General features: G+C 72.6%; 23 protein-coding genes and 2 pseudogenes. 12 read left to right on the forward strand and 13 right to left on the reverse strand.

Features of this window, described 5'->3' with window-relative positions; genetic code table 11:
- Positions 1-10: 10 nt before the first annotated feature.
- A complete protein-coding gene (locus tag M6G08_RS27410) occupies positions 11-571 on the forward strand; it encodes a GNAT family N-acetyltransferase (RefSeq protein ID WP_272589797.1) in 561 nt (186 codons plus the stop codon).
- Between the two features lie 30 nt (positions 572-601).
- Here the strand turns inward: M6G08_RS27410 and M6G08_RS27415 are convergent, their stop codons facing one another.
- The 6 genes from M6G08_RS27415 to M6G08_RS27440 all read right to left on the reverse strand — a co-directional run bounded on the left by M6G08_RS27415 (position 602) and on the right by M6G08_RS27440 (position 6,741).
- Complete coding sequence (locus tag M6G08_RS27415) at positions 602-1,372, reverse strand: class I SAM-dependent methyltransferase (RefSeq protein WP_272589798.1); 771 nt, start codon at positions 1,370-1,372, stop codon at positions 602-604.
- Positions 1,373-1,465: 93 nt separating this feature from the next.
- Positions 1,466-2,644 carry an aminotransferase class V-fold PLP-dependent enzyme gene (locus M6G08_RS27420; RefSeq protein WP_272591446.1) on the reverse strand — a complete coding sequence of 393 codons (1,179 nt, stop codon included), beginning with the start codon at positions 2,642-2,644 and terminating at the stop codon, positions 1,466-1,468.
- A 35-nt stretch (positions 2,645-2,679) separates the two neighbouring features.
- Positions 2,680-4,017 (reverse strand): pyridoxal-phosphate dependent enzyme, encoded by a 1,338-nt coding sequence (locus M6G08_RS27425; RefSeq protein ID WP_272589799.1) that lies wholly within the window; start codon positions 4,015-4,017, stop codon positions 2,680-2,682.
- On the reverse strand, positions 4,014-5,531 hold the full coding sequence (locus M6G08_RS27430; protein WP_272589800.1) for a Y4yA family PLP-dependent enzyme: 1,518 nt from the start codon (positions 5,529-5,531) through the stop codon (positions 4,014-4,016). The genes M6G08_RS27425 and M6G08_RS27430 overlap by 4 nt, the downstream gene beginning before the upstream one ends.
- 77 nt (positions 5,532-5,608) lie before the next feature.
- Positions 5,609-6,070, reverse strand: a complete 462-nt coding sequence (locus M6G08_RS27435) for a nuclear transport factor 2 family protein (RefSeq protein WP_272589801.1) — start codon at positions 6,068-6,070, stop codon at positions 5,609-5,611.
- Positions 6,071-6,204: 134 nt separating this feature from the next.
- Complete coding sequence (locus M6G08_RS27440; protein WP_443048981.1) at positions 6,205-6,741, reverse strand: AAA family ATPase; 537 nt, start codon at positions 6,739-6,741, stop codon at positions 6,205-6,207.
- 138 nt (positions 6,742-6,879) lie between these two features.
- Between M6G08_RS27440 and M6G08_RS27445 the strand changes: the two genes are divergently transcribed.
- The 3 genes and pseudogenes from M6G08_RS27445 to M6G08_RS27455 all read left to right on the forward strand — a co-directional run.
- The gene (locus M6G08_RS27445) at positions 6,880-7,083 is read left to right on the forward strand and encodes a hypothetical protein (protein WP_272589803.1); all 204 of its coding nucleotides are present in this window, start codon (positions 6,880-6,882) and stop codon (positions 7,081-7,083) included.
- A 204-nt stretch (positions 7,084-7,287) separates the two neighbouring features.
- Positions 7,288-7,608 (forward strand): annotated as a pseudogene (locus M6G08_RS27450) (glycerophosphodiester phosphodiesterase family protein); the annotation flags it as partial.
- A gap of 245 nt (positions 7,609-7,853) precedes the next feature.
- A pseudogene (locus tag M6G08_RS27455) lies at positions 7,854-8,027 on the forward strand (hydrolase); the annotation flags it as partial.
- An 87-nt stretch (positions 8,028-8,114) separates the two neighbouring features.
- On the opposite strand, the gene ku reads toward M6G08_RS27455, so the two are convergent.
- Positions 8,115-9,086, reverse strand: a complete 972-nt coding sequence (gene ku, locus M6G08_RS27460; protein WP_272589804.1) for a non-homologous end joining protein Ku — start codon at positions 9,084-9,086, stop codon at positions 8,115-8,117.
- A gap of 130 nt (positions 9,087-9,216) precedes the next feature.
- On the opposite strand from ku, the gene M6G08_RS27465 reads away from it, so the two are divergent.
- The 4 genes from M6G08_RS27465 to M6G08_RS27480 all read left to right on the forward strand — a co-directional run bounded on the left by M6G08_RS27465 (position 9,217) and on the right by M6G08_RS27480 (position 12,874).
- On the forward strand, positions 9,217-9,432 hold the full coding sequence (locus M6G08_RS27465) for a hypothetical protein (protein ID WP_272589805.1): 216 nt from the start codon (positions 9,217-9,219) through the stop codon (positions 9,430-9,432).
- 141 nt (positions 9,433-9,573) lie between these two features.
- Entirely contained in the window at positions 9,574-11,658 is a 2,085-nt protein-coding gene (locus tag M6G08_RS27470) for a SpoIIE family protein phosphatase (RefSeq protein WP_272589806.1), read from the forward strand.
- A gap of 94 nt (positions 11,659-11,752) precedes the next feature.
- Complete coding sequence (locus M6G08_RS27475; protein ID WP_272589807.1) at positions 11,753-12,424, forward strand: CBS domain-containing protein; 672 nt, start codon at positions 11,753-11,755, stop codon at positions 12,422-12,424.
- A gap of 117 nt (positions 12,425-12,541) precedes the next feature.
- Positions 12,542-12,874, forward strand: a complete 333-nt coding sequence (locus M6G08_RS27480) for a hypothetical protein (RefSeq protein WP_272589808.1) — start codon at positions 12,542-12,544, stop codon at positions 12,872-12,874.
- A gap of 157 nt (positions 12,875-13,031) precedes the next feature.
- Here the strand turns inward: M6G08_RS27480 and M6G08_RS27485 are convergent, their stop codons facing one another.
- Positions 13,032-13,979 (reverse strand): LysR family transcriptional regulator, encoded by a 948-nt coding sequence (locus M6G08_RS27485; RefSeq protein ID WP_272589809.1) that lies wholly within the window; start codon positions 13,977-13,979, stop codon positions 13,032-13,034.
- A gap of 94 nt (positions 13,980-14,073) precedes the next feature.
- Between M6G08_RS27485 and M6G08_RS27490 the strand changes: the two genes are divergently transcribed.
- Positions 14,074-15,387, forward strand: a complete 1,314-nt coding sequence (locus M6G08_RS27490; RefSeq protein WP_272589810.1) for an aspartate aminotransferase family protein — start codon at positions 14,074-14,076, stop codon at positions 15,385-15,387.
- Between the two features lie 58 nt (positions 15,388-15,445).
- Here the strand turns inward: M6G08_RS27490 and M6G08_RS27495 are convergent, their stop codons facing one another.
- The 3 genes from M6G08_RS27495 to M6G08_RS27505 form a co-directional block, all read right to left on the reverse strand.
- The gene (locus M6G08_RS27495) at positions 15,446-17,665 is read right to left on the reverse strand and encodes an MMPL family transporter (RefSeq protein WP_272589811.1); all 2,220 of its coding nucleotides are present in this window, start codon (positions 17,663-17,665) and stop codon (positions 15,446-15,448) included.
- 266 nt (positions 17,666-17,931) lie between these two features.
- Positions 17,932-19,047 carry a winged helix DNA-binding domain-containing protein gene (locus tag M6G08_RS27500; RefSeq protein WP_272589812.1) on the reverse strand — a complete coding sequence of 372 codons (1,116 nt, stop codon included), beginning with the start codon at positions 19,045-19,047 and terminating at the stop codon, positions 17,932-17,934.
- Positions 19,048-19,193: 146 nt separating this feature from the next.
- Positions 19,194-20,402: a Cmx/CmrA family chloramphenicol efflux MFS transporter gene (locus M6G08_RS27505; protein WP_272591447.1), complete on the reverse strand. Its 1,209-nt coding sequence runs from the start codon at positions 20,400-20,402 to the stop codon at positions 19,194-19,196.
- Positions 20,403-20,562: 160 nt separating this feature from the next.
- Between M6G08_RS27505 and M6G08_RS27510 the strand changes: the two genes are divergently transcribed.
- The 3 genes from M6G08_RS27510 to M6G08_RS27520 all read left to right on the forward strand — a co-directional run bounded on the left by M6G08_RS27510 (position 20,563) and on the right by M6G08_RS27520 (position 23,033).
- Positions 20,563-21,774: an MFS transporter gene (locus M6G08_RS27510; protein ID WP_272589813.1), complete on the forward strand. Its 1,212-nt coding sequence runs from the start codon at positions 20,563-20,565 to the stop codon at positions 21,772-21,774.
- A gap of 70 nt (positions 21,775-21,844) precedes the next feature.
- Entirely contained in the window at positions 21,845-22,426 is a 582-nt protein-coding gene (locus M6G08_RS27515; RefSeq protein WP_272589814.1) for a sugar O-acetyltransferase, read from the forward strand.
- Positions 22,427-22,436: 10 nt separating this feature from the next.
- Positions 22,437-23,033 (forward strand): TetR/AcrR family transcriptional regulator, encoded by a 597-nt coding sequence (locus tag M6G08_RS27520; RefSeq protein WP_272589815.1) that lies wholly within the window; start codon positions 22,437-22,439, stop codon positions 23,031-23,033.
- 271 nt (positions 23,034-23,304) lie between these two features.
- Here M6G08_RS27520 and htpG read toward each other — a convergent pair whose 3' ends face one another.
- Both htpG and M6G08_RS27530 read right to left on the reverse strand, forming a co-directional pair.
- Complete coding sequence (htpG, locus tag M6G08_RS27525) at positions 23,305-25,206, reverse strand: molecular chaperone HtpG (protein ID WP_272589816.1); 1,902 nt, start codon at positions 25,204-25,206, stop codon at positions 23,305-23,307.
- 82 nt (positions 25,207-25,288) lie between these two features.
- Positions 25,289-25,888 carry a GNAT family N-acetyltransferase gene (locus tag M6G08_RS27530; protein ID WP_272589817.1) on the reverse strand — a complete coding sequence of 200 codons (600 nt, stop codon included), beginning with the start codon at positions 25,886-25,888 and terminating at the stop codon, positions 25,289-25,291.
- Positions 25,889-25,892 lie beyond the last annotated feature (4 nt).

Below are 25,892 nucleotides of genomic sequence, written 5' to 3' on the forward strand. Positions count from 1 at the left end.
ACTGGCGGACGTGACAGCGCACGAGACGGTACACGCACCCGCGTTCGCGCAGCTGATGCGGGATCAGGACGCCACCGAATCCGTACGACGGGATCTCGGGGAGTGCTGGGCGACGGTCATCAACGCCGGGGGCGCGGTCGTGCCCATGGGCTGCCCCCTTCCGCCGGTCTCCCCGCGGCAGCTGGAACCGGCGGTGGACGCGATCCTGCGGGGGCTCGCTCCACAGCGCGGTCGATTGCTCCTGGCCTCCGTCGGGGACGCTCTCGCGGGCTGGGTGCTGCTGCGCCGCGAGGCGCACGCCCTGGAAGCGCACTGCGGAACGGTGAACCACCTTCAGACCCACGTCCGTTTCCGCGGTACGGGCGTCGGAGCCGCCCTGATGCGCCGGCTCCCCGCGATCGCCCGCGAGGAGATGGGCCTGGAACGGCTGCGGCTCACGGTGCGGGACGGTCTGGGCCTCGAGGACTTCTACCGCGGGGTGGGCTGGTCCGAGGTCGGCCGGTGGCCGGGCGCGCTGCGCGTGGCGCCCGGCGACGACCGCGACGAGATCCTGATGAGTCTCGCGCTCTGACCCGGCGCTCAGGGCCCTGCCCCGCCCCGGTCAGTCACCCATGACCGCCACCAGCACCGCGCTGTCGCCGAACCTCCAGACCGGCGCGACATGACGGAAGCCGGCCCCGGCCAGCAACTCGGCGTGCCGCTCCAGCGCGAGGTCCTCGCCCCGCCCGCTCCCGCCGTGGGCCTCGTGGCGCCGCGCACGCTCGGCGTACAGGTCGGCGAGCTCCGGGTCCCGCGCGGCCGCGCCCCACCACGCGTGCCAGTCCTCGTGGGCGTGGCCGCCGGTCCGCTCGGCACGGCGCCGCCCCACGTGCGCCGTGATGGCCGCGCAGGAGGCGTCGCCGGGCGGGAAGTGGTCGCCGTTGACGAGTACCCCGCCCGGGCGCAGCAGGGCGGCAAGCCGTCGGTAGGTGTCCAGCAGGACCGGTTCGGGGAGGTAGTGCAGGGCCGTGGTCGAGACGGCGGCGTCCAGCGGGCGGTCCAGCCCGAGGGCGTCGGTCCAGCCGTCGGCGCCGATCACGGTGTCCACGTAACGGGCGGCGTCGGCGTGGTGGGTCCGCCCCAGCTCGAGCAGCAGGGGGTCCATGTCGGCGGCGACGATCTCCGCCTCCGGCAGGCGGCCGACGAGCCTGGCGGCCAGGGAGCCCGGACCGCACCCGAGGTCGAGCAGGAGCGGGCGGGGGCGGCCGGCGGTGACGTACTCGACGACATCCGTGATCACCGTGAACCGTTCTTCGCGGTCCACGGCGTAGCGCTGCTGCTGCCGCTCCCAGCGCTCCACCCACGTCCCGGCCACCGCCATGCTGATGCCCATCTGGTCGCGCCACCTCTTCCGATCCGCACCCGTCGTGGTCGGGTCCGAATCTACAGGTGGAAACGGTTATCAGTTGCCTCATCGGTCGCCGGTTCACGCCAACGAGGCGAGTACGCCGTGCAGGCGGTCGATCTCCTCCTCCGTGTTGTACGCGTGCACGCTCACCCGCACCGACCCCTTCCCGTCTTCCGCGCCCGCCTGGCAGAGACTGTCGGCGCGCACCATGAAGCCGTGGCTGTAGAGGATGAATCCGAGGTCGTCCGAGGGGATGTCGCGGTGCCGGAAGGTGACGATGCCGTGGCGCCGCTGGTCCCCGGGAAGCACGGAGTCGGCGGCCAGGCTGGCGGGGCAGCCGAGGACGTCGTACGCGTCGAGGTGCCGCAGCCGGTCGGTCAGCCGGGTCGTGAGGCCGGCCGTCCAGCGGGCGATCCGGTCCACTCCGGCCCGGTCGAGCCAGTCCAGCGCGGCCCTTAACGAGACGATGCCCACCGTGTTGGGCGTACCCTGCCAGCCACCCGGCCGGAACACGGGCCCGCGCGCGTTGCGCGCCCACACCGCCCCCGAACCGGGCAGGGCCATCGCCTTGTGCCCCGAGAAGACCACGAAGTCGACGTCCAGCGACGGGTCGGCGAGGTCGACGGGCAGATGGCCGACGCTCTGGGCCGCGTCCAGACAGATCGGCACGTCCGGGCCGACCGCCGCGCGGATGCGGTGCACGTTCATGTCACCGCCGTAGACGTGGTGGACGTGGGTCGCGGCCACGAAGCGGGTCCGGGGACCGACCAGGCCGCCGAGCGCACGGTGGTCGTAGTCGCCCGACACCGTCTGGTACGGCAGGGCGCGGACGCGCACCTGAACACCGCGTTCGGCCAGCGACTGCCGGGCTTCGAGCCACGGGTCCAGGTTGGCGCGGTGGTCGGCGAACGGCACGAGGATCTCGTCGCCGTCGGAGAGGTACGGCACGAGCCAGTCGCGGGCCACGGTGCGCAGTCCCTCGGTGGTGCCGCTGGTGAAGTGGACGGTGGAACGGTCCGGTTCCGGATCGTGAAGGAACGCCTTGACCCGCTCCCTGGTGTCCTCCACGAGCCGGGTGGTCTCGTTGGCCCAGGGGTAGGTGCCCCGGCCGGCGTTCGCGTTCGACGTCGTGAGATAGGCCTGGGCGGCCTCCAGTACGGCCCGCGGCTTCTGGGAGGTCGCCGCGCTGTCCAGATAGGCCGACTCCGGGTGGGCGGTGACGATGGGGAACTGCTCCCTCAGCTCCCGCTGCCACATGTGGTCCTGGGCGGCCGGGAACGGGTGGCCGGCGCTCACTCGCGCACCAGCGGCGCGCCCGCGTCCCGCCAGGCGACGATCCCTCCGGCCAGGCTCCGCACGTCGGGGTGGCCCATGCGGGTCAGCAGCGCCGCGTGGCGCAGCGACTTCTCGCCCACCGGACAGGCCAGCAGCACCGGTGTCCGTTTACTGAAGGGAAGTCCGCCGCGGACGAGTTCCTCGAACAGCTCGTCGACGATGTTGACCGAGCCCTCGATGTGCAGGGCCGCGTAGGCGTGCGGGCTGCGCAGGTCGACGACGAGCGGCCGGGGATCGCTGTCGGCGATCCAGCGGCGGGCGTCGTCGACGCTCACGGAACGGGCGTTGGCCCGTACGTCGTCCTCGGTGAGCCCGGCGAGGGTGGGCACCCGGCTCGCCCTGCCCAGCAGTCCGGGGCGTCGAGCGCGCACGTAGCTGAGGTAGCTCTCGGCCCGGTCGCACACGATGAACACCGCGGTCTCCCGGCGTCCCGTCCCCTCCAGTGCCTCGTCGGCGTCCCGCAGGTGCCGTACCGCGCCCTGGTAGGCGGCGCCCCCGGTCGGCCCCGACAGCAGTCCGCAGCGGCGGATCAGGGTGAGCATCCCGTCGATGGCCTCGCCCGAGGTGACGGACTCGATCGTGTCGTACGTCGCGGGGTCGAACAGGCCCACCTGGTGGACCTCGTCGATGGTGCGGATGCCCGGAATGAAGTCGGACTTGTGGGCGACCAGGCCGAGGACCCGCACGTCCGGGTCGTGCTCGCGCAGCACCCTGGCGACGCCGGTCGAGGAACCGGCCGTGCCGACACAGGCCACGAACCAGTCCGGAGCCCGCCCGTCCAGGTCCTTGACGATCTCCGGTCCGGTGCCGGAGGCGTGGGCCTCGACGTTGCGCGGGTTGAAGTACTGGTCGGTGTGCAGGTAGGTGCTGCCCGGCTCGGTGAGGGCCTGGTGGAAGTGGGTCAGCGGATCGTCCGTGTCGGTCGGGTCCAGGCATTCGCTGCGCCCGGGCAGCTCCTCGATCTCGGCGCCCAGGAGCAGGAGCAGTTCCTTGATCTCCGGTACGCGCATGCGGTTGGTGACGCTCTTGAACTTCAGGCCGTGCATGCCGGCCAGCAGGGCCAGCGCCTTGGCGGTGTTGCCGCTGGAGAGCTCGACGACCGTCCCCTCGCCGTCGCCCGCGCCTTCCAGGTGGGGGCGGGCCATGTGCCAGGCGGGACGGTCCTTGACGGAGCCGAACGGGTTGAGCATCTCCAGCTTCGCGTACAGGTCGATGTGGCGCAGGCCGTGCACGGCGGGGTCGATGCGGACGAGCGGTGTGTTGCCGATGGCGTCCGTGATGCTGTCGTACCTCATGCGGGCGTTCCCCCCGGGTGTGTGATCGGCCAGTAGTCCTCGTCCGGGCACCAGCGCCAGGAGTCGCCTTCCTTCTCCACGGCCACGGTCCGCGCCGACGGCTGCCGCTGCGCGTGGTGGGCGTGGAAGTCCATCGCGTAGCCCGCGGTGTTGACGAAGGCCAGCACGTCACCGGGGCGCGGCAGTCTCGGGAGGAACACGAGCCGACGGGTGATCAGGTCGGCCTCCAGGCACAGGTTGCCGACCAGGTGGACGCCGACCGGGGCCTCCGGCTCCGGGTCGCCGCCCGGGCCGTCCCCCGGCGGGTCGCCGCGGGACAGCAGCACGGGATCCATCAGCACTCCGTGCTCCTCCAGGCTCACGTCTCCCGCGTTCATGCCCAGACGCACCAGGTACGGGTCCGGGCCCGCGCCGGTGCCCCGGACGTCCAGCACCCGTGCCAGCGACAGTCCGCACTGGTCGACGAGGGAACGGCCGGGTTCGATGTGGAGGTCGTGGAGGTGCTCGAGGAGGAGCCTGCCCGACTCCCGGCCCAGGACCGGCGCCGGGAGCGAGAGCAGCTCGTCGAGGTAGCCGGGGCCGGCGTCGGGGCGGTGGCCGGGGTACAGGGCGACGGACCCGCGCACCGTGCCGCCCTCGTTGCGCAGCCCGTAGCCGTGGCCGCGCCAGGTCAGGGGCGGGCGGCCGCCGAGGACCGCCTCGCTGAGCGCGGTGGTCCAGCGCTGCCACTCCCCCGCGTCGGCTACGTAGCCGACGCCGAAGCCGCCGCCGATGTCGACGGCACGCGGCGCGAGGCCCCGCTCGCGGCAGGCGTCCATGAGCAGCACGCACTGTTCCAGGGCACGGACCTTCTCCTCCAGGCCGGTGGTGTCCAAGTGATAGGCGAGACCGGTGAGTTCCACGGCGTCCGAATGCCGCTCCAGGGCCGACCAGAGTGCCCGCGCGTCCCGCACGGGTGTTCCGAAGCGGCTGCGCCGGGACAGCAGGCGGGTGCCCGCTCCGTGCTGGCCGGCGGTCGACTCGAAGCCGGACAGGCGCGCCAGCACACGGACCCGGCCGAGCCCGTGGGCGCGTACGAGAGAGGCCAGTTGCTCCAGCTCACGCGGCGAGTCCAGGTTCACCGTGGCACCGACCCGGGCCGCCAGCCACAGGAACTCCGGGTCCTTGGGACCGGTGGCCATGACCCGGTCCCCGGTGAAGCCGCAGCTCAAGGCATGCCGCAGCTCCGCGAGCGACGCGACGTCGACTCCGACGGCCGCCGGGTCCTCGGCCGCCAGTCTGCGCACCAGGGCGCTGGAACGGTTCGCCTTGTGCGCGAAGTAGAGCCGGCCGGTGAGACGGTGGCGGCGGTAGACGGCCCGGAAGCGCGCCGCGTTCTCGGCGACCGTCTCGGGCAACAGTACGTTGAGCGGAGATCCGAGGGCGTCGACGAGTGAGTGCAGGAACGGTGCGGCGCCCAGCAGTGAGGCGAGCGGCGGTTCCACCCGCGGCCTCAGATATAAGGGCACGTCCACGAAAGACCCCTCCCCGTGTCGGCCGACCGTCGTTTCGACGACCGTTCGGGAGTAGTCGTTTCCAGGTACACGCTCCGCTAAGCCTCGGTTCCGGTCGGTGAGCAGGCCTCGGCGATCGAAAGGCTGTTCTCGTACAGGTGATGCCGGGTGATCCTGCCGCCCTCGACGGTGAGGCGCAGCGCGAACGGGCCCTCGAAGGACTTTCCCGTGGCACGTACCGTTCCGGAGAGGTAGCCCGTCAGGACGGCGTCGGTGCCGTCGACGAGGAAGGCGTCCACACTGGCGTGCGCGTCCTCGGGCACGGTGTGGGCCGTCAGCTCCTCGGACTGTGCGGCACATTCGGCGGCCGTGGAGCGCGGCCGGATCCAGGGGACGGTGGGGTTGTCCGCCAGCAGCCAGTCGACCTCGTCGGCGAAGAGTCCGGCGAGGCGATCGGTGTCGCCGGCGAGCCGGGCGGCGAGGAAGGCCCGCACGACGGCGCGGGTCGCCTCGGTGGTCGCAATCGTCGGATCCGCGGTGGACTCGGGGGACACCGGCATCGTCTTCTCCTCTTCGGATCGCGGCGGCTCCCGGCGGCTGTCCGTCGGGGCCACGCCGATGCCCCGATCCTGCCGGGGCCGTGGGAGGGCGGTCGATTACCCCGGAGGTAGGGCCGCGGACGGTGGGCCGACGGTCAGGGTTCGAGCGGCGGGAGTCCGTCCAGTCCGGTCTCGCGCATGATCCGGTCGACGGTCCCGGCGAGTGTGCTGTCGGCGCCGATGACGGCCTCGACGCCTTCGCGGAGCAGATCGCGCGGCCGGTACCACTCACGCAGTCGTGCCTCGTCGACCTCGTGCGCGTTCGGCTTGGTGGCGTGCCGCGCCAGGGTCTCGTCGAGCGGTACGTCCAGGTAGTAGCCGTGGGTGGGGCCGCGGTGGTCGGCGCGCAGGCGGGCCAGCATGGCGCCGTAGTGGTCGGCGTACAGGATGCCCTCCACCACGACGTGGTAGCCGGCGTCCAGGGCGTAACGTGCCGTCTGCTCGATGAGGCCGATGTTCGCCGCTCCGGGCCGGTCCCGTTCCCGGAGGACGGTCCGGCGGAGGTTGTCCTGGCCGACCAGGGCGAGGCCACGCCCGAATCTGCCGCGGACACCGGCCGCGACGGACGACTTGCCCGAGGCGCTGTTGCCGCGCAGCACGACCAGCCGGGTCTCTTCCGTGCCCACCCTCATCCGCGGCACGCTACCGGCAACCGCCCCTGGCCGATCCGCCGTCGCCCGGGGCGACGAAGCCGCGGCCGCTTGCACCCGAGTGGAGCAGCGGGGGAGCGTGAAGCGTTTCCGCACGGGCCGCCGTTCGTTGAGGTCGGCATGATCAAGAAGCTCGCCTGTGCCTCCGTCCTGGCCACCGCCCTCCTCGCGGCCGCGCCCGCCGCCGAGGCGGCCCACGAACCCGCCCTCTCCTCCGAAGTCCCCGGCGGACCGCTCCTGAACAGTCTGCTCGGTTCTCTCGAGATCGGACATCCGGCCACCTCCCCCCAGTCGCTGCTGCCCGAGGGGCTCGTCGGCAGGTGACGGGGTACCGCGCCGAGCGTGGTGGTGCCTAGTCGCCCCTTCGGCCTCGGATCAGCCGGTTCACCGTTCCGGTCCACCGGCTGATCCCGGCGCCGCCGGGCCGCGGCAGCCTTCCCGCAACCGGCGTCCGCCGGCCTCCAGGGAGTCGTCCGATACGGGGACGCCGAAGTGAGGCGGGGGAGCGAGAGGCGCGCGGGCGTGGCCGTGCTGAGCGGGCGGGCCCTGGTCTCCGCCGCGGCCACCGCGCAGGCCGACGCGCGTACCGCCGGAGCTCCGGACGTCATCGCGCACCGGGGCTCCTCCGGAACGGCCCCGGAGAACACCGCGGCCGCCGTCGACCTGGCCGTCGAGCAGCGCGCCGACTTCGTCGAGATCGACATCCCGCGCACCAAGGACGGCAGGCTGGTCGACCTCCACGACCGCACCATGGAACGCACCACCGACATCGAGGAGGTCCACCCCGGCCGGGCCCGCTACCGCGTCTCGGACTTCACCTGGGCCGAGCTGCGCCGTCTCGACGCCGGCTCCTGCTTCCACGACGACTACGCCGGCGAACCTCTGATCACCGTCCTCGAGGGCGCTTCCAGGGTGCGCACCACCCGGACCGGGCTCCTCGCCGAGATCAGCCCCTTCGCGCACCACACCGGCATCGCCACCGACTTCGCGGAGTCCCTGCGGGGCAAGCCCCGTTACGTCCGCCGCGCACTCGACCGCGAACGGCCCGCCGTGCAGTCTTCCGGACCGACGACGCCCGGGAGTTCCACGCCCTCATGCCGGACGCCCCCCTCGGCATCCTGGACGCCGACCGCCCCACGGACACCGGAACCGTCCGGCTCGGCCGGTGGGCCGACAAGGTCGACCCGCAGTACACGGTCACCGACCAGGACCTCGCCGACCGCGTCCACGAGCTCGGCTTGGACATCAACGTCTGGACGGTCGACGAACCAGGCGCCCTGCGCACGATGGCCGGCCTGGGCGTGGACGGCATCATCACCGGCTTCCCCCCAGTCCCTCACCCAGCGCCGGGAAGGCTAGGCGCTCCTGGGCCCGCGGGCCGCCGCCTTCTTCGCCGCGGGCTTCTTCCCGGCCGGCTCCTTCGCCGCGCCCTTGGCGGTCTTGGCGGTCTTGGCGGTCTTGGGGCTCTTGGCGGCAGGGGCCTTCTTCGCGGGGGCCCTCTTCCGCCCGGGCAGCTCCCGCACCTCCGCGTGATCGTCCTCGCCCCGGGACTCCTTCGCCTTGGACACGGACTCCTGGAGGGCGGCCATCAGGTCCAGCACCTGCCCCGGCCGCTCGTCCGTTTCCGGCACCGCCTCCGGCTCCCTGTGTTCGCGCTTCGCCTCGATGAGTTCCGCGACGGCCTCCGTGTAGGTGTCGCGGAACTCGTCGCCCTCCAAATCCTCACGGGTCATCGTGTCCATCAGCGCCAGCGCCCCGCCGATCTCCTCCTCGGACACCTCGACCGGGGGCGGGGTGAGGGACGAGGGGTCGCGGACCTCGTCCGGCCAGCGCATGGCGTGCAGCACGATCGCCTCGCCGCGCACCCGCAGCAGGCCCAGACGCTCCCGCCCCGACCACGCGTACCTCGCCACGGCCACCTTCGCCGACCGGGCGAGCGCCTGCCGCAGCAGCTTGTACGGTTTGGCCGCCACCTGCCCGTCCGGCTGCAGGTAGTAGCCGTCGCCGATCCGGATCGGGTCCACGGACGCGAGCGGCACGAACGCCACGATCTCGATGGCCTTCGCCGTCGGCAGCGGCAGCTCCCTCAGGTCCTCGTCGGTGACGGGCACCACCTGGGTGCTGGCGAGCTCGTACCCCTTGCCGATCTCGTCGGCACGGACCTCCCGGTCCTCGAGCTCGCAGACCTTCCGGGTCCGTATCCGGCCCTGGTCGGCCAGGTGGTAGCGGTGGAAACGGATGCTGTGGTCCTCGGTCGCGCCGACCACGTGGATCGGCACGGTGACCAGGCCGAACGAGATGGCGCCGCTCCAGATCGACCGGGGCATGGACAGGCCTCTCCACGTGATGTCCCCGAGCGGTACCAGCCTATGAGCGGCGCGCCGCCCCCGCACACGCGCTGCCTCCGCACTCGCCCCCCGGCATGCGTGCCGCCGGTTCCGGCCGCACGCTGGTGTCATGACGTCCGCACCGCCCGTGATCGTGTACCCGCCCGACGACGAGGGCGGGCGCCGGGTACGCGTGGACGGAGAGGTCCTGGGCCGGGCCTACGGCGTGCGGGACGTCGCCCGCTTCCTTCAGGAAGCCGGTCTGCAGGACTGGGACGAGATGGACGTGGTCCGGTCGTCCGTCGTCGAGTGGCGCGGCGGTGGCCCGGACGTGTGGGACCACTGACGGAGTACGGACGGTCACGTCCTCGCATGCCGCCGCGGGGAAGCGGGCGTAGTGTCCTCATATGGGTGATGTTCGGTGTGGCCGGCGTCGGGCGGTCCCGCCGGCTCCCGTGAGACTCGGCCGTCGGCGGGCGGACATCTGATGCGCACCACCATGGACACCGCGATGGACACGGCGATGACCGCCGTGGTGCGCGACAGCGGTGCCTACGGAGGGCTGCTGTACGTGCTGCCCCCGCGCGAAGACGCCTTGTGGCTGGTCATGACGGCGGGGGTCCCCCAGGACATCGCCGTGCCGTGGCGGCGTGTCGCGCCGACCGATCCGATGCCGGTGGCGGACGCCGTGCGCGAGCAGCGCCTGGTGTGGGTGGGTGGCCGGGAGGAGATGGCGCGCCAGTACCCCCGGCCGGCGCTCGTGCTGCCGTACGACTTCGCGCTGGGGGCGGCGCCGGTCGTCTCGGGCGGCGTCGTACGGGGCGGACTGGTGCTGCTGTGGCCCGGCACCCATGCGTCGCGGCTGAGCCGCGAGGAACGGGACGTCGTCGAGGCGGGCTGTCACCGCCTGGCCGGACTGCTGCGTCAGGCGGCGGACAGCGGCGCCCCGCTGCTGCCCGCGGAGCGGCCGCGCACCCTGCGGCCCCCGGCCGGTCGCGTTCCGGAACCCGCCGAGGCGTCCGCGCTCTCGGCCTTCGTCGACCGTCTGCCGGGCGGGTCGTGCGGGCTGGACCTGAACGGACGCATCACGTTCATCACCCCGGCCGCGGCCGCCCTGGTGGGCGCCGACCGGGCGGCGCTGGTGGGTGCGCTGCCCTGGGAGGCGCTGCCGTGGATGGACGTCCCCCAGGTCGAGGACCGCTACCGGGCCGCCCTGGTCAGCCGTCTGCCGCAGGCCTTCACGGTGCTGCGGCCACCGCGGACCTGGCTGGCCTTCGAGCTGTACCCGGACTCCACCGGCATCAGTGTCCGCATCACTCGCGGTGACCCCGCCGACGGTGCCCCGGCGCGGACGCTGCCGACCGCGGGGCCCAGCCGCGCCACCGTGCTGTACCACCTGATGCACCTGGCCTCGACCCTCACCGAGGCCATCGGCGTGCAGGAGGTGGTCGAGCAGACCGCCGACCAGTTGCTGCCGGCGCTGGGCGCGCAGGCCATGGTGCTGATGACCGCCGAGGACGGCCGTCTGCGGATCGCGGGCCACCGCGGCTACCGCACCGAGCTGATGGACCGTTTCGACGGTATTCCGCTGAGTTCCGAGGTGCCCGGCGCCGATGTCATGGCCACGGGCGTCGCCGGGTTCTTCGCGACCTTCGACGAGATGGCCGACGCCTATCCGGCCATGGTGCACGAGGACGGGATGGCCGCCTGGGCGGTGCTGCCGCTGATCGCCTCCGGTCGCCCCATCGGCTCCCTGCTCCTGTCCTACGAGCGGCCCCACACCTTCCCACCGGGCGAGCGCGCCGCTCTGACCTCGCTGGCCGGTCTGGTCGGCCAGGCTCTGGACCGTGCCCGGCTCTACGACGCCAAGCACCACCTCGCCCACCGCCTGCAGTCCGCCCTGCTGCCGCACACCCTCCCCCGCGTGCCCGGTCTGCGGGTCGCCGCACGCTACCTGCCGGCCGCCCGGGGGCTGGGCGTCGGCGGCGACTTCTACGACCTCATCCGTCTCGACGAGCACACCTTCGGCGCCGCCATCGGCGACGTCCAGGGCCACAACGTGGACGCGGCCGCGCTCATGGGCCAGGTCCGGACCGCCGTCCACGCCCACGCCACGGTGGGCGCCTCCCCCGACGACGTCCTGGCCCGCACCAACCGCCTGCTCACCGATCTGGACCCCGGCCTCTTCACGAGCTGTGTCTACGTGCACTTCGACCTCGCGACGCGCCGGGCCTGCCTGGCCACCGCCGGCCACCCGCCGCCCCTGCTGCGGCATGCCGACGGACGCACCGAACTGGTCCGCGTGCCGCCCGGTCTGCTGCTCGGCATCGAGCCGGACACCCGTTACCCGGCGCTGGAGTTCCCGCTGCCGCCCGGCAGTGTCCTCGCCCTGTACACCGACGGGCTCGTCGAGGCGCCCGGCGTCGACCTGGACGACGCGGTCGCGGCCCTCGCCGGGCTGCTGGAGCAAGCGGACCCCGGTGACCTCGACGCCATGGCCGACGCCCTGATCCGGCACACGCCCGCCCCCGGCGACGACGTCGCCCTGCTCCTGATCAGCCCGAACGCGTGAGGCGTGGGGCACTCACCGGGCCGACGGACCGTTTCCCATGACAAGAAGGACGAACGCCGGCCCGTCCCGGCCGGCAGCGGAGGAGAGACCCTCGATGAAGCACCAGAAGGTGAGCGATCTGATGAGCGACGCCGTGGTCCGGGCCCAGCCCGGAACGCCGTTCAAGGAGATCGCCCACCTGCTGCAGGAGTACGACATCACCGCGGTGCCCGTCGTCGACGGGGAGGACCGGCCGGTGGGGGTGGTGTCGGAGGCGGACCTCCTGCGGAAGATGTGGGGCGGGGAGCCGGACGCCCCTCCCGGTGACGGGGAAGTGCCCCGGCCGGCCGACGCCAAGGCGTCCGCCACGGACGCGGCCGGGCTGATGACGTCGCCCGCCGTCTGCGCGCGCGAGGACTGGAGCGTCGTCGACGCCGCCCGCGTGATGGCCCGGCACGGCATCAAGCGGCTCCTCGTCGTCGACGAGGCGGGTCGGCTGATCGGGGTCGTCAGCCGGAGCGACCTGCTGCGGGTCTTCCTGCGCACGGACCGGGCGATCCGGACCGAGATCATCGAGGAGGCCCTGGTCAAGTCGCTCGGTCTGGCTCCGTCGTCGGTGCAGGTGGACGTGGCCCACGGCCATGTCGTCCTCAGCGGCCGGCTCCCGGGCGACGTGCCCGTCCCCGTGCTGGAGGAGCTCTGCCGACGCGTCGACGGCGTGGTCGCCGTGGAGTTCAGGGCCGCCGGAGAGGCCGACGCCGAGGACCCGGCCTCCGTCCGCCACTGACCGGACGCGCCTGCGCCGAGGGCCCGGCTGCGAACCGGCGGCGGGCACTCTCGGCGGTCCCGAAGGCGAGGAAACTGGAAGCTTCCGCGTCTGAGGCTGAGGGCTGAGGGAGGAGTCATGGGGATCGAGCTGGAACTGCACTCGTCGCGACCGTCGCGAAAGGGATCGTTCCGGGACACCTTGCTGCGGGGTTCGTACGAGCACGGTGAAGCGTTGGCGAGAGTACTCAGCAGCCTCGACCGGCATGGCTCGGGGAAGCTCGGCTGGGTGGATCCGTACGGAGACACGCTGTTCAACGAACAGGAAGCTCAACTCGCCCGCCAGGAAGTCGCCGCTCTGGCACAAAGGTGTACCGACGACCGGCAGAAGGCGGCTCTGCTCGACCTCGACCGCCTCCTTGAAGCGTGTGCGGCGACGCCGGGCAGCTACTTGTGGTTCATGGGTGACTAGCCGTACCCCTGATCATCGGTCTCGCTCCGGCGGTCGCCGACCGGGGCGCCCTGGCGTGACCTGCCCGAGCGTTGGTGGACTCCGCCATCAACCGCGCCCGGCACTTCGCGACGCGGAACATGGTGGGGATGCTCCACCGCCGGTTCCCTCCGTCCGCTCACGGCGCGGGCGGGTGTTCCTCGCCTCCCGGGTGCCGGCCGGGGGCGGCCAGGGCCGGGAGCTCCGGGTGGTCGCGCAGCGCGGCGATCACCGCGTTCACCTCGGCGCGTCGTGTGGTGCCGCGCCGCACGAGGACGGCGATGTTGCGGCGCACCGGAGGGTTGAGCCCACGGGTGACGACGGCATGGTCCGGGGTGACGGCCAGGGCGGGCAGCAGGGCGATCGACCCGGTCGTCTCGACGTGCCGCAGCAGCATCAGGTAGTTGCTGAACCGGCAGGCCACACGGGGCTCGAAGCCCGACTCACGGCACAGCCGCAGGGTCAGGTCGGCCATGTACGACTGCGGCCGGTCGCAGGCCCAGGTCTCGTCCTTGCAGGCGGCGAGACTCACCGTGGTCCGCGAGGCCAGCGGGTGGGCGCGCGGCAGTACCAGTACGACCGAGTCGGTGCCGAGGGACGTGACTTCGAGGTCCGTCCCCCAGGACAGGCCGGTGTAGTCGGTGGTGGTCACGATGACGTCCGCCTCGCCGGAGCGCAGGGCGGGTCCGCTTTCGTGCGGCTCCATCTCGGTCAGTTCCACGCGCAGGTGCGGGTGGCTGGTCGCGAGGCGGGTGGCGGCCGGTACCGCGAGGGTGTAGATCGCGCTCTGGAACACCCCGAGACGCACGGTGCCGCTGGGTTCGTCGTTCAGGGCACGCAGCTCGGCCTCGGTCTCGGCCATGCGGTCCAGGATCTCCCGGCCCCGCCGGGCCAGCAGGAGTCCGGCCGGGGTCAGCCGGACGCGCCGGCCCGTCCGCTCCAGCAGCGGGCACCGGGTCTCGGTCTCGAGCACCGCCAGCTGCTGGGAGACCGTCGACGCGCTCAGGTGCAGCGTGTCGGCGACCGCGCGGACGGTCCCGAGGGTGTCCAGCAGGCTGAGCAGTCGCAGCCGTCCCGAATTGAGCACGTGGCCGATTGTAAATCCCTGTACGGCTGTCGCGAACAGCAGAGTCGAAAGTGTGCGATGGACACGCGCAGCACCCCTCCCTAACGTCGGTCGCATGCCTTCCGAGACTGCATACGCCGACCCCGAGCGTCACCTCGTCCGCTACTCCGGTCACGGCTCCTTCTCACCGGAGCTGGTCGTGCGCGCCGCGGGCACATCGGTGTTCACCGAGAGCGGTCGTGAGCTGCTCGACTTCACCTCCGGTCAGATGAGCGCGATCCTCGGGCACTCCCACCCGGCGATCGTCTCGACGGTGCGCGAGCAGGTCGCGCGCCTGGACCACCTGCACAGCGGCATGCTGAGCCCGCCGGTGGTCGAGCTGGCGCGCCGGCTCGCCGGCACCCTGCCCGCACCGCTGGACAAGGCGCTGCTGCTGACCACCGGGGCGGAGGCGAACGAGGCCGCGGTGCGGATGGCGAAACTCGTCACCGGCCGCCACGAGATCGTCTCCTTCGCCCGGTCCTGGCACGGCATGACCCAGGCCGCCGCGAACGCCACGTACAGCGCGGGCCGCAAGGGGTACGGGCCCGCCGCCCCGGGCAACTTCGCGCTGCCGGTGCCCGACCGGCACCGGCCCGCCCTCGTCGACGCCGAGGGCAACCTCGACTGGCGCCGTCAGCTCGACCTGGGTTTCGAGATGATCGACGCCCAGTCGGTCGGCTCCCTGGCCGCCTGCCTGGTCGAGCCGATCCTCAGCTCCGGCGGCGTCGTCGAGCCGCCGCCCGGCTACCTCACCGCGCTGGCCGAGAAGTGCCGGGAGCGCGGGATGCTGCTGATCCTCGACGAGGCCCAGACCGGGCTGTGCCGCACCGGTGACTGGTACGCCTTCCAGCACGAGGGCGTCGTTCCGGACATCCTCACCGTGTCCAAGACGCTCGGCGCGGGGCTCCCGCTGGCCGCCGTGCTGACCAGCCCGGAGATCGAGCAGCGCGCCCACGACCGGGGGTTCCTGTTCTTCACCACCCACGTCAGCGACCCGCTGCCGGCCGCGGTGGGCAACACCGTCCTGGACGTCCTGGTCCGCGACCGCCTCGACGAGCGTGCCCGGGTGCTCGGCACGGCCCTGCGCGACCGGCTCGACAAGCTCGCCGCCCGCCACGAGGTGGTGGGCGACGTCCGCGGCCGGGGGCTGCTCCTGGGCATGGAACTGGTCGGCGACGAGGTACTCGGTCCTGGCGGCGCGGACCGGCTCGGCGCGGCCGTCACCCGGCGCTGCTTCGAGCTCGGGCTGCACATGAACATCGTCCAGCTGCCGGGGATGGGAGGCACCTTCCGCATCGCACCCCCGCTGACCGCGGGCGACGACGAGATCGCCCGGGGCGTCGACATCCTGGACGAGGCGCTGACCGACGCCTCCAGGGACCTCTGAGCGGGGGCGCCGCCCGGCCTGGTGGTCCAGGCCGGGCAGCGCCGCGGTGGTGCGGGTGTCAGACTCCGGCCGTCTCGGGCTCGCGGGTGGGCTCCGCGGGTCCGGAGGCGTCGCCGAGTTCCTTGTGGAGCTTCTCGCCCTCGACGTCGACGTTCGGCAGGATGCGGTCCAGCCACTTCGGCAGCCACCACGCCTTGGTGCCGAGCAGCGCGAGCACGGCGGGCACGATGGCCATGCGGACGACGAAGGCGTCGAAGAGGACCGCGATGGCGAGGCCGAAGCCCATCATCTTGATCATGTCGTCGTTCTCCATGATGAAGCCGGAGAAGACGCTGATCATGATGATCGCGGCGGCCGCGACGACCCGGCCGCCGTGGGTGAAGCCGGTGGTGACGGACTCGGCGGCGGACGAGCCGTGGACGTAGGCCTCGCGCATCCGGGTCACGAGGAAGACCTCGTAGTCCATCGCCAGGCCGAAGACCACACCGATCATGAAGATGGGCATCATCGACATGATCGGACCCGGCTGGTCCACGCCGAACACGTCCGCGAGCCACCCCCACTGGAAGACCGCGACCACCGCGCCGAGCGCCGCCGCCACCGAGAGCAGGAAGCCCAGGGCCGCCTTCAGCGGGACGAGGACCGAGCGGAACACCAGCATCAGCAGCAGGAAGGCGAGGCCGACGACCAGGGCCAGGTACGGGATCAGCGCGTCGTCCAGGGTCTGGGAGAAGTCGATCGTCATCGCGGTCATGCCGGTGACCAGCATGGTCGCGCCGGTCTCGGACTCGATGTCCCCGGACAGCGAGCGGATCTCCTTGACCAGGTCCTCGGTGGCCGCGTCGCTGGGCCCGGTCTTGGGCACCACGGTGAGGACGGCCGTGTCGCCCTGCTCGTTGAAGTTGGCCGGCGTGACGGCCGCGGCCTCGCCGAGGGCGGTGATCTCCTTGCCGACGGTGTCGGCGGCGGCCTTCGCGTCGTCCGCGTCCCGGGTGTCGACAGTGATCATCAGCGGGCCGTTGAACCCGGCGCCGAAGGACTCGGACAGCATGTCGTAGGCCTTGCGCTGCGTGGTGTCCGGCGCGGAGCTGCCCTCGTCGGGCAGACCCAGTTCCATGCTCGCGGCCGGTACGGCGACGGCGCCGAGGCCGATCACCGCGGTGAGCAGTACGGTCACCGGGCGGCGCAGGACGAAGCGGGCCCAGCGGGTGCCGAGCTTCGGCTTGCCGGACACCGCGCGCTGTCCGGCGGCCGCCTTGCGGTCCTTGCGGCTGAGCGCCTTCTTGCCGGCGAAGCCGAGCAGGGCCGGGGTCATGGTGAGGGCGATCAACACGGCGATGGCGACGGTGGCGGCGGCGGCCAGGCCCATCTTGGTGAGGATCGGGATGTTGACCACCGCGAGGCCGGCCAGGGCCACGATGACGGTGAGCCCGGCGAAGACGACGGCGGAGCCGGCCGTGCCGACGGCGCGTCCCGCGGCGTCCTCGGGGGTGCGACCCTCGGCGATCTCGGCTCGGTAGCGCGAGACGATGAAGAGCGCGTAGTCGATGGCGACCGCCAGGCCGATCATCATGGCGAGGGTCGAGGTCGTCGCGGAGAGTTCGAGGGTGCTGCCGAGCGCCCCGATGGCGGAGATGCCGATGCCGACGCCGATGATCGCCGAGAGCAGCGGCATGCCGGCCGCGACCAGTGAGCCGAAGGTCAGCAGGAGTACGACGGCCGCGACGCCGATGCCGATCAGCTCGGCGGTGCCGCCCATCTCCTGCTCGGCCATGACCGCGTCGCCGCCGGTCTCGACGGTGAAGCCGTCGCCGCGCGCGTCGTCGGTGGCGGCGGTGAGGGACTCGCGGGCCTGGTCGGTCAGCTCCATGGCGTTGACCTTGTACGTCACCGAGGCGTACGCGGTGGTCCCGTCCTGGCTCACGGCGTTCGCCTCGAACGGGTCGTCCACCGAGGCGACCTGCGGGCCGTCGCCGAGGGCGGTGACCAGTTCCTCGACCTTGGCCTTGCCGGCCGGGTCGGAGATCTTGTCGCCCTCGGGGGCACGGATGACGACCCGCGCCGTGGCGCCTTCGGCACTGGCGGCCGGGAAGCGCTCGTCGAGCAGGTCGAACGCCTTCTGGGACTCGGTGCCGGGCATGGAGAAGGAGTCTTCGGGCGGGGCGGGCGCGGTGGACGCGGCGACGCCGGCGCCCACGAGTATGGCCACCCAGAGCAGGGCGACGAGACCGCGGCGCCGGAACGCGCGTCGGCCGAGTCGGTAAAGGAACGTAGCCACCTGGGACCAATCCGTCGGATACGGGCAGGACGAGACCCGGCAGATGGGAACGCAGGCGTTCTCTCCGGGATACCCACCTATGCTCACCCGGCTTCTGTTTCATTTGATCCGCCCCTGGGGCTGGACCGGCGTACTGCATTGGGTGTACTGCGGGCCCGTCCTCCTCCCCCCGGAGTGCAGATCCCGAGGATGGGTGTACGCCGCATTTGTTCCGTCGTGGAACCAGTGTCCGTCAGCCGGTCACCGGCATCGCGTCTCCAGCGCTGTCACTCGTCGAGGGGTGCGGTGAGTCGCACCCGGTCGCTGTGCTGGTCGGAGAGGAAGGACGCCAGGGCCCGCCCCTCCTCGGCGACGGCCGCGCGGTCGGCGCGGGAGATGGGGCGCAGCGGGGTGACGGTCACCGTGTCCGCCTCGACGTTCCAGGTCGCGGCGACCCTGCCGTCGACCAGGACCACACGGGCGCCGGCGACCGACAGGCCGCGGTGGGCGTCGTCGATGATCCTGCCCCGGTCGTGGTAGCCGAGGACCGCGTTGTCGAACGCCGGCAGGAACCGCACGGGGGCGGGGGTGCCGGGATCGGGTCGCGGCGCGTCGGGCAGGTCAAGCAGTTCCCGGCCCCGCTCGTCGCGGAAGGCGACCAGCTCCTCGCGGACGGCGGCGACGGCCGCCGGCAGTCCGGCGAGGCCGCACCAGGCGCGCAGGTCCGCCGAGGCGGCGGGGCCGAACGCCGCGAGGTAGCGCCGTACCAGTGCCTGGCCGACCGGATCGGAGCCGTGCGGTGCCGGCGGGTCGATCTCCCGGCCCAGCCAGCGGGAAAGCGGCAGGTAGCGTACGCCCGACTTGGTGCGCCACAGTCCGCGCGGCGGCAGCTGCGCCATCGGGATCAGGGCGGCGGCCAGCATCTCCCCCAGGGCCCGTGGCCCCGGGGCCGGCCAGCGTCCGGCGAGCGCCCGCGCCAGCTCGCCCATCGAGCGGGGCTCGCCGTCGGCCATCACCTCCCGTCCCGCCGCGGCGAGTTCACCGAGATCCACTCCTCGCAGCTCGCGGCGGTAGACGCCGAGGACCTTCTGGCGCAGCATGGCGTCGTGCCGGGAGCGCCAGGCCAGGACGTCGTCGGCGGTGACGAGGTGGACGGTTCGGCGCATGAGGTGGGTCCGCACCAGCTGCCGGCCCGTCAGCCGGTCGGAGAGCGAGGCCGGTTCGAAGGCGCGCAGTCTCGACCAGAGCCCGACGAACGGTTCCTGCGGCTCCTGCGCCTGCATGCCGCCGAGGTGTGCGACAGCGTCCGAGACCGGGAGATCGGCCCGGTCGAGCAGCAGTTGCCGGGCCAGCGTGGCGCGGTTGAGCGCGCGGGCGTCGAGAACATGCGGGTGGCGGCTCACTGATCGGCTCCTGTCTTCCTCGGTGGGGTTCGGCAGCGGGCTCTGCTCCCTCCCGCGGCCCCCACCGTGGCACGCATGGCGGTCAGGTGGTGACCGCCATGCACGTCGGCACCGTCGCGTCACGCGTGCCTGCCCGCGCGGGAGGGTCAGACCGGCCGGCCGGACTCCACACCCGCGGGCTCGGCGGCCATGGCCCCCGTCACGATCCGGGACCGGCTGTGCAACCGCAGTGACACCGCGACGAGGACGATCGCGGCCAGGGTCATCCCGGCTCCCGCCCAGGCGGTGGCGGCGTAGCCGAGGCCCGCGTCGATCACCGTGCCGCCGAGCCAGGGGCCGCCGGTGTTGCCCAGGTTGAACGCGGCGGTGGTCGTCGCGCCCGCGAGGGTGGGTGCGGCACCCGCGACGTTGAACATGCGGGCGTTGAGCGCCGGCGCCGTGTAGAAGGCGGAGACCCCGAGCAGCAGGGACAGGGCGATCACGACGGCGGGGCTCGACGCGAACAGCGCCAGTGCGGCCAGGAAGACGGTGGACGCGGCGATGCCGGAGAGCAGGACGCCGAACAGGTGGGCGTCGGCGACCCGGCCGCCGATCGTCGTGCCGATCAGCGCGCCGAGGCCGAACAGCGCCAGCACGGTCGGCACCCAGCCGTCGGCCAGCCCGGCCACGTCGGTGAGCAGCGGGGCGAGGTAGGAGAAGGCGCAGAACACGCCGCCGGCCGCGAGCGCGGTCAGGCCGACGGACAGCCAGACCTGGCGGTCCCGGTAGATCGCCAGCTCGCCCTTGAGCCGGGCCCGCCGCTCGGGCAGCGGGATGCGCGGGATCAGCGTCACCACGCCGACGAGCGCGACGGCGGACGCCGCGCCCACCGCCCAGAACGCGGACCGCCAGCCGAGGTGCTCACCGAGGAACGCGCCCGCCGGGACGCCGAGGACGTTGGCGATCGACAGTCCGCCGATCATCACGGCCATCGCCCGGGCCCGCGCGGTCCTCGGCACCATAGCGATGGCGACGGCGGCGCCGACCGCCCAGAAACCGGCGCACGCGAGGGCACTGACGACCCGTGAGACGAACAGGACCTCGTACGTCGTCGCCAGCGCGCCCGCGACCTGGCCGAGGCCGAACACCGAGATCAGCGCGATCAGTGTGGTCTTGCGCGGCAGCCGCAGCGTGGCGACCGCGAGCAGCGGCGCGCCGACCACCATGCCGATCGCGAACGCCGATATCAGCAGTCCGGCCTGCGGGATGGACACGTCCATGTCGTCGGCGATGGGCGGCAACAGACCGGAGAGCATGAACTCGCTGGTACCGAGCGCGAAGACGGAGAGGCCGAGGATGTAGACGGCGAGCGGCATGCGGGGGGCCGCGGACCGTGGGGAAGAAGCGGGCATGACAGGTGTCAACGAAGATCCGCTTCCCGCCATTCCCGCCGGGGGCGCGTCTCACTGTGCGGCCGCGGGCCGCCGGTGACGCGAGAGTGTACGTTCGTACGCTCGCGGTTGTAGGCTCCGCCGCATGACTGTTGACGTACTGCGCCGGCCGACCCTGGGTGAACGGCGGGCCCGCGTGGCCGTCGCCGTGCTCTTCTTCACCAACGGGGCCCTGTTCGCCAACCTCCTGCCGAGGTATCCCCAGATCAAGGCGGACCTCGGCATCGGCAACGCCGCCTACGGGCTGGCCGTGGCGGCGTTCCCGGCGGGCGCCATCGCGGCCGGGCTCGCGGCCGGTGCCCTCGTCCGCCGTTTCGGCTCGGCGCGGGTGGCGGTCGGCGGCACGCTGGTGACCGGCGCGGGGATCCTCGCCGCCGGCCTGAGCGGCTCGGTGGCGCTGTTCGCGGGCGCGCTGCTCCTGGCCGGAGCCGCGGACGCGGTCACCGACGTGGCGCAGAACGCCCATGCGCTGCGGGTGCAGCGCCGTTACGGACGTTCCGTCATCAACTCCTTCCACGCCATCTGGTCCATCGGCGCCGTCACCGGAGGGTCCATGGCCGCAGGCGCGATCGCGCTGGACGTCCCCCGGGGTCCGCACCTGCTGTTCTCGGCCGTGCTGTTCGCGGTCGCGGCCTGCGTCGCCCTGCGGTTCTGCCTGCCCGGCCCCGACAACGAGACGTCCGGGGAGGACACGGCGGAGGACCACGCACGGCCGGCGCGGCGCGCGCTTCAGGTGCCGGGCGCGCGGACGGGCTACGTGCTCGCCGCGCTCGTGCTGATCGCGACGGCCGGCACCCTCGTCGAGGACGCGGGCAGCTCCTGGGCGACGCTCTACCTCTCCGATTCCCTGCACGCGTCGGTGGCACTGGCCGCCTCCGGCTATGTCGCCCTGGTCGGCGCCCAGTTCGTGGGCCGACTCATCGGTGACCGGCTCACGGACCGGTTCGGACAGCGCGCGGTGGCCCGCTCCGGTGCCCTGATCGCGGCCGTGGGCATGGGCCTGGCGCTGGCGGTGCCCACGGTGCCCGGGACGATCCTCGGGTTCGCCGCGGCCGGCTTCGGGGTGGCGACCCTGGTGCCGGCGGCGATGCAAGAGGCGGACGAGCTGCCCGGCCTCAAGCCCGGGTCGGGGCTGACCATCGTCTCGTGGCTCATGCGGCTGGGCTTCCTGCTCTCCCCGCCGGTGGTGGGCCTGGTAGCCGACGCGACGAGCCTGCGGGCGGGGCTGCTGGTGGTGCCGCTCGCCGGGGTCGTCGTGCTGCTGCTCGCCGGGGTGTTGCGACCCCGGCGGGGCTGAGACGCGCGGTACGGCGACACAGCGAGCGATGAGTGTACGTTCGTACGCTCCGGCGGGTAGGATCGCGCGCATGCCGACCGACCACTTCGCGGGCGACCCCCGCTCGAACCTCGAACGCATGCGGGCGGGTGACCTCTACATCGCCGACGACCCCGAGATCGCCCGCAGGCAGCAGCGGGCCGTGCGGCTGGCCGCCCGCTACCAGGTCGCCTACGCGGAGGACGCCGGGGCCGCGGGGCCGATCCTGGCGGAACTGCTCGGCTCCCTCGGCGTCGACGCCCATGTGCGGCCACCGCTGTACGTCGACTACGGCAGCAACATCACGATCGGTGCGCGCACCTTCGTCAACTACAACCTGACGGCGCTGGACGTCGCGGCCGTCACGATCGGCGAGGACTGCCAGATCGGGCCGAACGTCCAGCTGCTCACCCCCACCCACCCCCTGGAGCCCGGGCCCCGGCGCGACAAGCTGGAGGCGGCCCGGCCCATCACCATCGGCGACAACGTCTGGCTGGGCGGCGGCGCCATCGTCCTGCCCGGCGTGACGATCGGGGACGACTCCGTCGTCGGCGCCGGCGCCGTCGTCACGAAGGACGTCCCCGCGGGCGTCGTCGTGGTCGGGAATCCCGCCCGGCCGGTGCGGAAGGTGTAAGCCTGCTCCCATGGCAACCGGACACACGGACCCGCGGCGGCGCGAGCGCATTCTCGACGCCACGCTCGACCTGATCGCGGACGAGGGCATCGCACGCGTCTCCCACCGGAGGATCGCCGCGCGCGCCGGCGTCCCCCTGGGCTCGATGACCTACCACTTCAGCGGCATGGACCAGCTGCTGCGGGAGGCGTTCGGCCGTTTCACCGACCACATCGTCGCCGTGTTCGACGCCCGTCTGGGCGCCGCGGCCGACCGCGACCAGGCCCGCACGGCGGTGGCCGACCTCGTGCACTCCCTGTCCGAGGAGAGCCAGCGGGACCTGGTGCTCACGCAGGAGCTCTACACCCTCGCGGCGCGTCAGCCGGCCTACCGGGAGCTCACGCACGAGTGGATGCGCCGCAGCCGCGTCCACCTGGAGAAGCACTTCGACCCGGAGACGGCCCGTCAGCTCGATGCCCTCATCGAGGGCCTGACGCTGCACCGCGCGCTCGCGCGGGAGCCGCACGGCCGGGCCCTCACCCTGGAGGCCATCGCCCGCGTCACCACCACGGACCGGGGCGCCACCGCGGACCGGAACACTCCGGGCGCGGGCGCCGACACCCCCTAGCCGCCCGTGCGGCGCAGGCCTGACCCCTGTGCCGCACGGGCATCCTCCGTCAGCGGACGCCGTCGCCCGGCTTCGGGTTGCCCAGGCCGCGCAGGGGACGCGGCTCGAGGCCGGCCCAGGTGCGGGGCCCAGGTGCCGCCGAGGACCGCGGCGAAGCGGCGCCGAAGAGCGCGCCATGCGGATGGCGAAACGGACAGGCGCGTGCCGCGCGGCTTCCCGCCACGGCACGCGCCTGACTCCCCGGTCCGGCCGGGTGGCGCCGGGCGGCCGGCTACAGCGTGCGCTCCAGGCGGTCCGCCACCAGCTTCACGAACCGCCCCGGCTCCTTGGGCCGGCCGCCCTCGGCGAGTACCGCCAGGGCGTGCAGCAGGTCGGCGGTCTCGGTGAGCTCCGCCCGGTCCTGCTGCTCGGTGTAAGCGCGGTTCAGCGACTTCACCAGCTGGTGCTCGGGGTTGAGTTCGAGGATGCGCTTGGCGTGGGGAACCTCCTGGCCCATGGCCCGGTACATGTTCTCCAGGGCGGGCGTCAGCTCGTTCGCGTCGGAGACGACACAGGCAGGCGACACCGTCAGGCGGGAGGACAGGCGCACCTCCTTGACGTCCTCGGAGAGGTGCTCCGTCATCCAGCCGAGCAGGCCCGCGTACTCCTCGCCCTGCTGCTCCTTCTCGGCGTCGGACTTCTCCTCCCGGTCGTCGTCGAGGTCGATCTCGCCCTTGGCGACCGAGCGCAGCGCCTTGCCCTCGTACTCCCCCACCGCGTCGACCCAGACCTCGTCGACGGCGTCGGTGAGCAGCAGGACCTCGACGCCCTTGGCGCGGAAGGCCTCCATGTGCGGGGAGTCCTCGATGGCGCGACGGGACTCGCCCGTCATGAACCAGATGTCGTTCTGGCCTTCCTTCATCCGCTCCACGTAGGCCTGGAGCGTGGTCGGCTCGTCGGCGTCGTGGGTGGTCGCGAAGGAGGAGGCGGCGAGGATCGCGTCCCGGTTCTCGGAGTCGGTGACGAGCCCTTCCTTGAGGACCGGGCCGAACTCCCGCCAGAACGTGGCGTAGCGCTCGGGCGCGGACGTCCTCAGGTCCTTGACCGTGGCCAGGACCTTCTTGGTCAGGCGGCGCTGGATCATGCGGATGTGCCGGTCCTGCTGGAGGATCTCGCGGGAGACGTTGAGCGAGAGGTCCTGGGCGTCGACGACGCCCTTGACGAAGCGCAGGTACGGCGGGAGCAGTTCCTCGCAGTCGTCCATGATGAAGACGCGCTTCACGTAGAGCTGGACGCCGCGCTGGTAGCCCTGGGTGAACAGGTCGTGCGGGGCGTGCGAGGGCACGAAGAGCAGGGCCTGGTACTCGAAGGTCCCCTCCGCCTGGAGCCGGATCGTCTCCAGCGGCTCGCGCCAGTCGTGCGCGATGTGCTTGTACAGCTCGTGGTACTCGTCGTCGGACACCTCGTCGCGCGGACGCGCCCACAGGGCCTTCATCGAGTTGAGCGTCTCGGCCTCACCCGGCTCGGCGCCGTCCTCGCCCCGTTCGGGCACCAGCCGGACCGGCCAGGTGATGAAGTCCGAGTACCGCTTGACGATCTCCTTGATCTTCCACGCGGAGGTGTAGTCGTGGAGCTGGTTCTCGGAGTCGGCCGGCTTGAGGTGGAGGGTGACGGAGGTGCCCTGCGGCGCCTCGTCGACCGTCTCCAGGGTGTAGGTGCCCTCGCCGCGAGACGTCCAGCGGGTGCCCTGGGGCTCGCCGGCGCGACGGGTCACCAGGGTGACCTCGTCCGCCACCATGAAGCCGGAGTAGAAGCCCACGCCGAACTGGCCGATGAGCCCGTCGGCCCCGGCGGCGTCCTCGGCCTCCCGCAGTTCCTCGAGGAACTTGGCGGTGCCCGAGTTGGCGATGGTGCCGATGAGCCGGGTGACCTCGTCGTAGGACATCCCGATGCCGTTGTCCCGCACGGTGAGGGTGCGGGCCTCCTTGTCGGCCTCCAGTTCGATGTGGAGATCCGACACGTCGGCGTCGGGCAGGTCGTCCCGCAGGGCGGCGAGGCGGAGCTTGTCGAGCGCGTCGGAGGCGTTGGAGACGAGCTCGCGCAGGAACACGTCCTTGTTCGAGTAGACGGAGTGAATCATCAGCTGCAGCAGCTGACGCGCCTCTACCTGGAACTCAAACGTTTCGGTCGGCATGGCTGGTGAGTACCTCACAGGTCCACGGTCGTCTGCACTGGCGGGACAACTCTAGAACAGCGCGGGCCGCCGTCGGTGCCGGTCAGGGGACCGGGTCCCGGCGCATGCACCAGGTCCGGGGGCCGCCGTCCGGAAGGGTCACCTCCGCCGTCACCTCGAAGCCGAGGCGGGCGTAGAACCGTACGTTGCCCTCGTCCGACGTCTCCAGGAAGGCGGGGAACCCCCCGCGCTCGGCCGCCTCCAGGCCGGGACGGAGGACGGCTGTGCCGAGGCCCGCGCCCTGGGCGTCCGGGTCCACGCCCACCGTGGCGAGGAACCACACCGGCCCGGTGGGGCGGTGCGGCGCCAGCGCCTGCTCGGCGGACCCGAGGGCCGCCGCCCGGTCGCCCGCGAGGTCGACGGCCAGCGGCCCCACCTCGGCGAAGGCGGGCCCCGGGTCCCGCTCCGGAGTCGTCCAGGCGGCGACGGCCCGGCGGTCGTCGGTGACCCAGGCACGGCCGTACTCCATGGCGACCCGGGTCAGGAACAGCTCCTGGAAACGGCGGACCCGTTCCGGGTGGTCGTCCGCCGCGACCACGTGGCGGGTGAAGGGGTAGTCGGCGAAGGCGCGGGCCAGGGTCCGCACGGCGGCGGGTACGTCCTCGGGTGTCGCGGGGCGCACAGGGGTGACGGGAGCGGGCATGGTC

It is taken from the genome of Streptomyces sp. M92 (assembly GCF_028473745.1).
GTDB lineage: Bacteria > Actinomycetota > Actinomycetes > Streptomycetales > Streptomycetaceae > Streptomyces.

Coding starts and splice junctions, on each gene's coding strand:
- M6G08_RS27415 (WP_272589798.1), bottom strand. CDS start 1,372: ATGGGCATCAGCATGGCGGTGGCCGGGACGTGGGTGGAGCGCTGGGAG.
- M6G08_RS27420 (WP_272591446.1), bottom strand. CDS start 2,644: ATGTGGCAGCGGGAGCTGAGGGAGCAGTTCCCCATCGTCACCGCCCAC.
- M6G08_RS27425 (WP_272589799.1), bottom strand. CDS start 4,017: ATGAGGTACGACAGCATCACGGACGCCATCGGCAACACACCGCTCGTC.
- M6G08_RS27435 (WP_272589801.1), bottom strand. CDS start 6,070: ATGCCGGTGTCCCCCGAGTCCACCGCGGATCCGACGATTGCGACCACC.
- M6G08_RS27440 (WP_443048981.1), bottom strand. CDS start 6,741: ATGAGGGTGGGCACGGAAGAGACCCGGCTGGTCGTGCTGCGCGGCAAC.
- M6G08_RS27445 (WP_272589803.1), top strand. CDS start 6,880: ATGATCAAGAAGCTCGCCTGTGCCTCCGTCCTGGCCACCGCCCTCCTC.
- ku (WP_272589804.1), bottom strand. CDS start 9,086: ATGCCCCGGTCGATCTGGAGCGGCGCCATCTCGTTCGGCCTGGTCACC.
- M6G08_RS27465 (WP_272589805.1), top strand. CDS start 9,217: ATGACGTCCGCACCGCCCGTGATCGTGTACCCGCCCGACGACGAGGGC.
- M6G08_RS27470 (WP_272589806.1), top strand. CDS start 9,574: ATGCGCACCACCATGGACACCGCGATGGACACGGCGATGACCGCCGTG.
- M6G08_RS27475 (WP_272589807.1), top strand. CDS start 11,753: ATGAAGCACCAGAAGGTGAGCGATCTGATGAGCGACGCCGTGGTCCGG.
- M6G08_RS27480 (WP_272589808.1), top strand. CDS start 12,542: ATGGGGATCGAGCTGGAACTGCACTCGTCGCGACCGTCGCGAAAGGGA.
- M6G08_RS27490 (WP_272589810.1), top strand. CDS start 14,074: ATGCCTTCCGAGACTGCATACGCCGACCCCGAGCGTCACCTCGTCCGC.
- M6G08_RS27505 (WP_272591447.1), bottom strand. CDS start 20,402: ATGCCGCTCGCCGTCTACATCCTCGGCCTCTCCGTCTTCGCGCTCGGT.
- M6G08_RS27510 (WP_272589813.1), top strand. CDS start 20,563: ATGACTGTTGACGTACTGCGCCGGCCGACCCTGGGTGAACGGCGGGCC.
- M6G08_RS27515 (WP_272589814.1), top strand. CDS start 21,845: ATGCCGACCGACCACTTCGCGGGCGACCCCCGCTCGAACCTCGAACGC.
- M6G08_RS27520 (WP_272589815.1), top strand. CDS start 22,437: ATGGCAACCGGACACACGGACCCGCGGCGGCGCGAGCGCATTCTCGAC.
- htpG (WP_272589816.1), bottom strand. CDS start 25,206: ATGCCGACCGAAACGTTTGAGTTCCAGGTAGAGGCGCGTCAGCTGCTG.
- M6G08_RS27530 (WP_272589817.1), bottom strand. CDS start 25,888: ATGCCCGCTCCCGTCACCCCTGTGCGCCCCGCGACACCCGAGGACGTA.